Raw genomic sequence first — 6,835 nt, forward strand, 5'->3', positions numbered from 1 at the left:
ATTGAAATCATATATATTTTAGTCTTTATATAAGTCTCTAAAATACTTACTTTACTTAAACGCTATTAAATTAAACTACAATTCAATTAATGCAAAATATCTACCACAACTTATATAATATTATCTTTCTTTAATTTCACCTTTATTATACTACAATTACTTCATTTTAACAATAAATGTACAAGCCAGTTAAACCTTTGCAAGAAAATATTTTTGATAATAATTATTAATTAATAATACAATCACTTGAATTTCACCTAAATTCTATAAATATATTTACTTTTTATCTTTATCATTACAAAAAAATTTAACTTTCTGTATCTATCTATTTCATTGTATTTCGTTTTATTCTGTTTCACTTTACTTTTCATAGCTATACTTTTTATAAATTAAAAAGCTGTGTAATAATTATCTAATAATTATTGCACAGCTTTAATTAATTAAAAGTTAACTATTTGTGAGAAATCTGCAGCAACTAAGCTAGCTCCACCAACTAAAGCTCCATCTATGTCAGACATAGCCATTTGATCTTTAATTGTGTTTGGCTTAACTGATCCACCATATTGAATTCTTATCTTATCAGCAACTTCTTTTCCAAACATTTCTGCTAATACAGCTCTTATAGCCATAATTGTTTCATTAGCTTGCTCGTTTGTAGCAGTTTTTCCAGTTCCGATTGCCCAGATTGGTTCGTAAGCAACAACAACTTTTTCTGCTAATTCTTTAGATAATCCTTCTAAATCAGCTTTAATTTGTGCTCCAACAACATCATTAGTTGTTCCGTTTTCTCTTTGCTCTAAAGATTCTCCACAGCAAAGGATTGGAGTTAAGTTATGAGCAAATGCCGCTTTAACTTTCTTGTTTAAAGCTTCATCTGTTTCATTGAAGTATTCTCTTCTTTCACTATGTCCTAATACAACATAGCTAACTCCCATAGCTTCAAGCATTCCTGGAGCAACTTCTCCTGTGAAAGCTCCCTTTTCTTCAAAGTGCATGTTTTGAGCAGCAACTTTAATGTTTGATCCTTCAACTGCTTTTAAAACAGCATCTAAACAAACAAAAGTAGGACATACTACAACATCACATGTAGCATTAGCTACTAATGGTTTTAATTCTTCTACAACTTTTACAGCCTCAGCTGGAGTATAATGCATCTTCCAGTTTCCAGCTATTATTGGTTTTCTCATTTAAATCACCCCGTATTATTATTAATTGGAAGAATGAAAGAATTAAGAAATTAAAAAATTAAGGTTATTATTCAACAACGTTAAATAATAAAATAAAAATCTCTTTTTAGAATACCATGCTTTTAATCATTTCCATTCTTTCATTCTTTCATTTTTTCATTCTTTCATTAATAAATAAAACTTGTTTTTATTTATTATTTAGTGCTTCTATTCCAGGTAAAGCCTTACCTTCTAAGAATTCTAGAGAAGCTCCACCACCTGTAGAGATGTGAGTCATCTTGTCTCCAAATCCTAAGATATTAACAGCGGCAGCTGAGTCTCCTCCACCGATAACTGTTGTTGCATCTGCATCAGCCATAGCTTTAGCAACTGCAATTGTTCCCTTATTGAAGTTATCAAATTCGAATACTCCCATAGGTCCGTTCCAAATAACTGTTTTAGCATCTTTAATTGCATCAGCATATAAAGTTTCAGTCTTAGGTCCGATATCTAATCCCATGTTTCCTGCTGGGATGTTTTGATCTTCTGTAACTACTGCTTCTACATCTTTGAATTCTGCAGCAATTCTGTGGTCAACTGGTAATAAGAACTTAACACCCTTAGCAGCTGCCTTTTCGATCATTTCCTTAGCGTAGTCAATTCTATCAGCTTCTACTAAAGAAGATCCAACTTCGTATCCTTGAGCTTTTAAGAATGTGTAAGCCATTCCTCCACCGATGATTAATGTATCAACTTTTTCTAATAAGTTGTTGATTACAGCTATCTTATCTGAAACCTTAGCTCCACCTAATATAGCTACGAATGGTCTAACTGGATTATTAACAGCTTCTCCTAAGAACTTTAATTCTTTTTGAATTAAGTATCCACATACAGCTGTATCTAAGTAATCTGTAACTCCTACAGTTGAGCAGTGAGCTCTGTGAGCTGTACCAAATGCATCGTTAACAAATATATCTGCTAAAGAAGCTAATTCCTTAGAGAAATCTTCTACGTTCTTAGTTTCTTCTTTTCTGCATCTTGTATTTTCTAATAATACAACATCGCCATCTTTCATAGCTTCTACAGCAGCTCTAGCGTTAGCTCCTACTACTTCTTCATCTCTAGCAAAAACTACTTCTTTGTTTAGCATTTCGCTTAATCTCTTAGCAACTGGAGCTAAAGATTTAGAAGCATCTTTTCCTAAGTGTGAGCAAAGGATAACTTTTGCACCATTTTCTATTAAATAGTTTATAGTTGGTAATGCACCATTTAATCTATTTTCATCAGTGATAACACCATCTTTTAGTGGCACATTGAAGTCACATCTTACTAAAACCTTTTTGCCTTTAACATCGATATCTTCTATAGTTTTCTTATTAAAGCTCATTGATTTCACCTCTTAATTTATTTTTTGAAACTTTTATGTTTCATTTATATTTATAAGCATGAAGCCGCCTTTATTAATTTTTAATTGTGCGACAGCACCTTTAAGTATCTATTCTTAATTTAAAATAGGTCTGGCCTCATAGATTTTCTATAAAACCAGACCCATAATTAATGCTCTATTTTAAGTATTACTAACTATTTAATTATCTAGTTACGAAGTACTTTAAAGTTCTTATTAATTGGTTAGTGTATGACATTTCGTTATCGTACCAAGCAGCAACTTTTACTAATTGCTCTTCTCCAACTGTCATAACTTTTGTTTGAGTTGCATCGAATAATGAACCGTAAGTGATTCCGATTACGTCTGATGAAACTATTTCATCTTCAGTGTAACCAAATGATTCGTTTGCAGCAGCAGCCATAGCAGCGTTAATTTCTTCTACAGTAGCTTTCTTGTCTAAAGTTACAACTAATTCAGTTAATGAACCTGTAGTAACTGGAACTCTTTGAGCACCACCATCTAATTTTCCTTTTAATTCTGGAATAACTAAACCAATTGCTTTAGCAGCTCCAGTTGAGTTTGGAACGATGTTAGCAGCAGCAGCTCTACCTCTTCTTAAGTCACCTTTTCCATGAGGACCATCTAATGTATTTTGGTCATTAGTGTAAGCATGGATTGTAGTCATGAATCCTTTTTGAATTCCGAACTTATCGTTTAATACTTTAGCCATTGGAGCTAAACAGTTTGTAGTACATGAAGCACCTGAAACAACTGTTTCACTTCCATCTAATATATCATTATTTACGTTGTAAACAACAGTCTTGATGTCTCCAGTTGCAGGAGCTGAAATAACAACCTTCTTAGCACCAGCTTGTAAGTGTAAACCAGCTTTTTCTTGAGAAGTGAAGAATCCAGTACATTCTAATACTACGTCAACGTTTAATTCTTTCCATGGTAAGTCTGCAGGATTTCTTTCAGCTGTAACTTTGATTTCTTTTCCGTTAACAACGAAAGCTCCTTCTTTAACTTCGATTTCACCGTTGAATCTTCCTTGAGAAGAGTCATATTTAAATAAGTGAGCTAAAGTCTTAGCATCTGTTAAGTCGTTGATTGCTACCACGTTAAATTCTGGGTTTTCAATCATTAATCTTAATGCTAATCTTCCTATTCTTCCAAAACCATTAATTGCTACATTTACCATTTGCAATTACCTCCTAAAAATAGTTATATTTAAAATTTTAAAAATTTTAAGCTAATTTATTGTGTTCTTTGATGAACTCCATAATCTTTATTCCAGCAGCTTCATCGGTGACTAATATGGCATTATGATTATTCATCATGGTTGCAATAATAGCATCTACTTTATTTTCCCCAGCAGCCACTGCAATATGTGTGTTAATTTTTCTTGCTTCATTAATATTTATTCCAATTGAAGTATTTTCTGAAACTACTTTAGAATCTTTGTTAAAATAACATCCAAAGGCTTCTCCAACAGCTCCTAAAGATTTAAGCTTATTAAATTCATCACTTGATACATCTCTTTTTTCAGCCATTACTAAGGCTTCACCAATACCATATATTAAAATATTTGCTTTATGTATATTATCTATTACTTCTTTTATTTCTTTTTCTTTTAATAAGGTATCTAAGAGATTTAAGCTTAGATTTTCTGGAATATGAAGCAATTTATAGGCACCATTTAACTTTTTAGCTAAAGATGCAGCTAATGTACTTGCTTGTATTTCAACTTTTCTTCCCATTCCGCCTCTAGCTGGAACAACAAGAATATTAGAAACCTTGTTAATCTTTGGCATAGCTTCAACAAACTCTTTTATGGTGTTTCCACCAGTTATAGCTATAATATTGTTATCTTCTATTATAGATTTTAAACACTGAGCTGTAGCTTTTCCAATTTCCTTTAAGATAGTCTTGCTTTTTTCTACATCTCCTGGAACTATTATTACTTCTTTTAATCCAAGGAAATTTTTTATGTTTTCTTCAATATCTGATAAACCTTTTATTTCATGAATAAATTCTTTAAGTTTATCAACTATTTCTTCCCCTTCTTCTGTAACAGTCATTCCTGGTGTATTAATTTCAATTAAATTTTGAGATTTTAAAAAATTTATTTCGTTTCTTACAATTCTTTCACCAAGATCTAATTGATTTGCTAAAACACGTCTTCCTATAGGCTGATTGTAATATATTGTCCTTAGAATACTATAACGCTTTTCTAGGACTTCTACAAGTTCAGGAACTATTTTTTTCTGTAAATATAATATTTCCTGCACTGCCAACCCTCCTTTGGTCAAAAAAAGTCCCATATATATTATATATGTCCCACATCTAATATTATAAAACACTTCTATTAATTTTGAAAGTACTTTCTTTAAACTTTTCTAAAACTTTTACAATTATTTAGTATATTCTCATTAATGAGGAAGATATATTTCTTTATTGTAATACCTTCCTCATAATGCTAATCCTTTTATTATCCTAAAGTTTTATAATTTAACTCATTTTTAATTTTTATTTTTATTTAAGCTTTAAATCTAGTATAAACTTTTTTCATTTACTCTATTCTTTTTCTTTTACTTGAAGATCTTATACCTAGTTCTTCTCTATACTTAGCAACAGTTCTTCTAGAAATATTTAATTTCTTTTTATTAAGTTCATCACAAATTATTTGGTCTGATAGAGGTTTTTTCTTATCTTCTGCATCTATCATTTCTTTTATTTGCTTCTTTATATTAACAACTGCTACATCCTCAGAATTATTTTTTGAAGTACTTAATCCACCAGTAAATAAATCTTTAATTTTAACAGTGCCAAAACTAGTTAAAATATATTTATCCTTTATAGCTCTACTAACTGTTGATTCATGGATCTTTAATATTTCAGCCATTTCCTTTAATGTCATTGGTTTTAAATATTTTTGTCCCTTATCAAAGTATTCCTTTTGTTTTTCTACTACCTGTTCTAAAATTCTAAGTAATGTACTTTTTCTTTGTTCTATACTTTTAATTAAGAACATTGCACTATTAAGTTTTTCCTTTACATAACTTTCAGTACTTTCATCTTCCTTATTATTAATAATATCCTTATATAAATTGCTTATTGAAAGCCTTGGTATTACACCTTCATTCATTATTACAAAGTATTCACCATCTATTTTTCTAATTGCTGCATCTGGAATTATGAATTTAACATCATCTCCTGTAAAAAATCCTCTTGATGGCTTTGGTTCAAGACCCTTTATAATATCGCCTAAATCCTGCGCTTCTTTTGGAGTTATATTTAAATTTTTAGCAATAACAGCAAATTTATTATCTGCAATTAAATCTAAATACTCATCTATTATCTCTTCTAGATTTTCATCTAACATTCCCTTTTTTATTAATTGGATTTTTAAGCATTCTTTTAAGTCCCTAGCTCCAATTCCATCTGGGTCTAAATCTTGCAGAATTTCTAAAGCCTCTTCACCTAATTCAATATTAATATCTAATTCCTTGCATATCTCTTCTAGAGGCATGTCCAAGTATCCTCTACTATCAATATTTTCTATCATATATGATACTATAGCCTTTTTGTATTCATCTTCATCAGATTCAATAAGTTGCTCTTGTAAGTATTCAGTAAGAGATTCACTTTTAGATATAAAATTAAAGGGTGAAACTTCGTCATCCTTATTATAATCGCCATAACTTTGGTTTCCGTAATTATCAAACTCTAAGTACTTAATCATTTCCTTATAATCTATTTTATCTTCAAACTTCTTATCTTCTTGGATAAAATCAAAGTCACCTTCAAGAATTGGATTTTCTAAAAACTCCTTTTCTATATGCTCTCTTAGATCATAAGTAGACATTTGTAGTAGCTTAATAGATAATTGCATTTGCTGTGTCATTATTAACTTTTGTTCTTGGGTAAGATTTAAATTAAAATCTAATTTCATATATCACACCTTCATCCTATAGAGAACTTCTACCCTTATATTTTACGTATAAACTGTAATTTAATATTTACTATGTAATCTATTTATAAATTGTGCTTAAATTTATTTTATAGCAATACATTTATATACCATCATTTCTAAATACTTATTTCATTTAAACTATTCTATTAATAACTGCAAAACATTATTAATATATAAGTTGTAATAAAGTTTTTACATTTTATTAAATTAGTTCATATAAAAAATATTTCAGTTAAGTAAATACAGAATCAACTTATATAAAAATTAAAAGATATATAAGCTTTCAATTAATGTAATTTACACTTT

The 6,835-nt window shown here is 29.8% G+C and carries 5 protein-coding genes; all 5 read right to left on the reverse strand.

Annotated features, from left to right (window positions below; all coding sequences use genetic code 11):
* Positions 1-440: 440 nt before the first annotated feature.
* Positions 441-1,187, reverse strand: coding sequence for a triose-phosphate isomerase (tpiA, locus tag E5347_RS13675; protein WP_136007787.1), 747 nt, complete (start codon positions 1,185-1,187; stop codon positions 441-443).
* 187 nt (positions 1,188-1,374) lie between these two features.
* Entirely contained in the window at positions 1,375-2,553 is a 1,179-nt protein-coding gene (locus tag E5347_RS13680; RefSeq protein ID WP_136007788.1) for a phosphoglycerate kinase, read from the reverse strand.
* A gap of 202 nt (positions 2,554-2,755) precedes the next feature.
* Positions 2,756-3,754, reverse strand: coding sequence for a type I glyceraldehyde-3-phosphate dehydrogenase (gap, locus tag E5347_RS13685; RefSeq protein WP_136007789.1), 999 nt, complete (start codon positions 3,752-3,754; stop codon positions 2,756-2,758).
* 46 nt (positions 3,755-3,800) lie between these two features.
* A complete protein-coding gene (locus tag E5347_RS13690; RefSeq protein ID WP_136007790.1) occupies positions 3,801-4,844 on the reverse strand; it encodes a sugar-binding transcriptional regulator in 1,044 nt (347 codons plus the stop codon).
* 281 nt (positions 4,845-5,125) lie between these two features.
* The gene (gene rpoN, locus E5347_RS13695) at positions 5,126-6,508 is read right to left on the reverse strand and encodes an RNA polymerase factor sigma-54 (RefSeq protein WP_136007791.1); all 1,383 of its coding nucleotides are present in this window, start codon (positions 6,506-6,508) and stop codon (positions 5,126-5,128) included.
* Positions 6,509-6,835 lie beyond the last annotated feature (327 nt).

Source organism: Clostridium sartagoforme, assembly GCF_004794105.1.
GTDB classification, from domain to species: Bacteria; Bacillota; Clostridia; order Clostridiales; family Clostridiaceae; genus Clostridium; species Clostridium sartagoforme_B.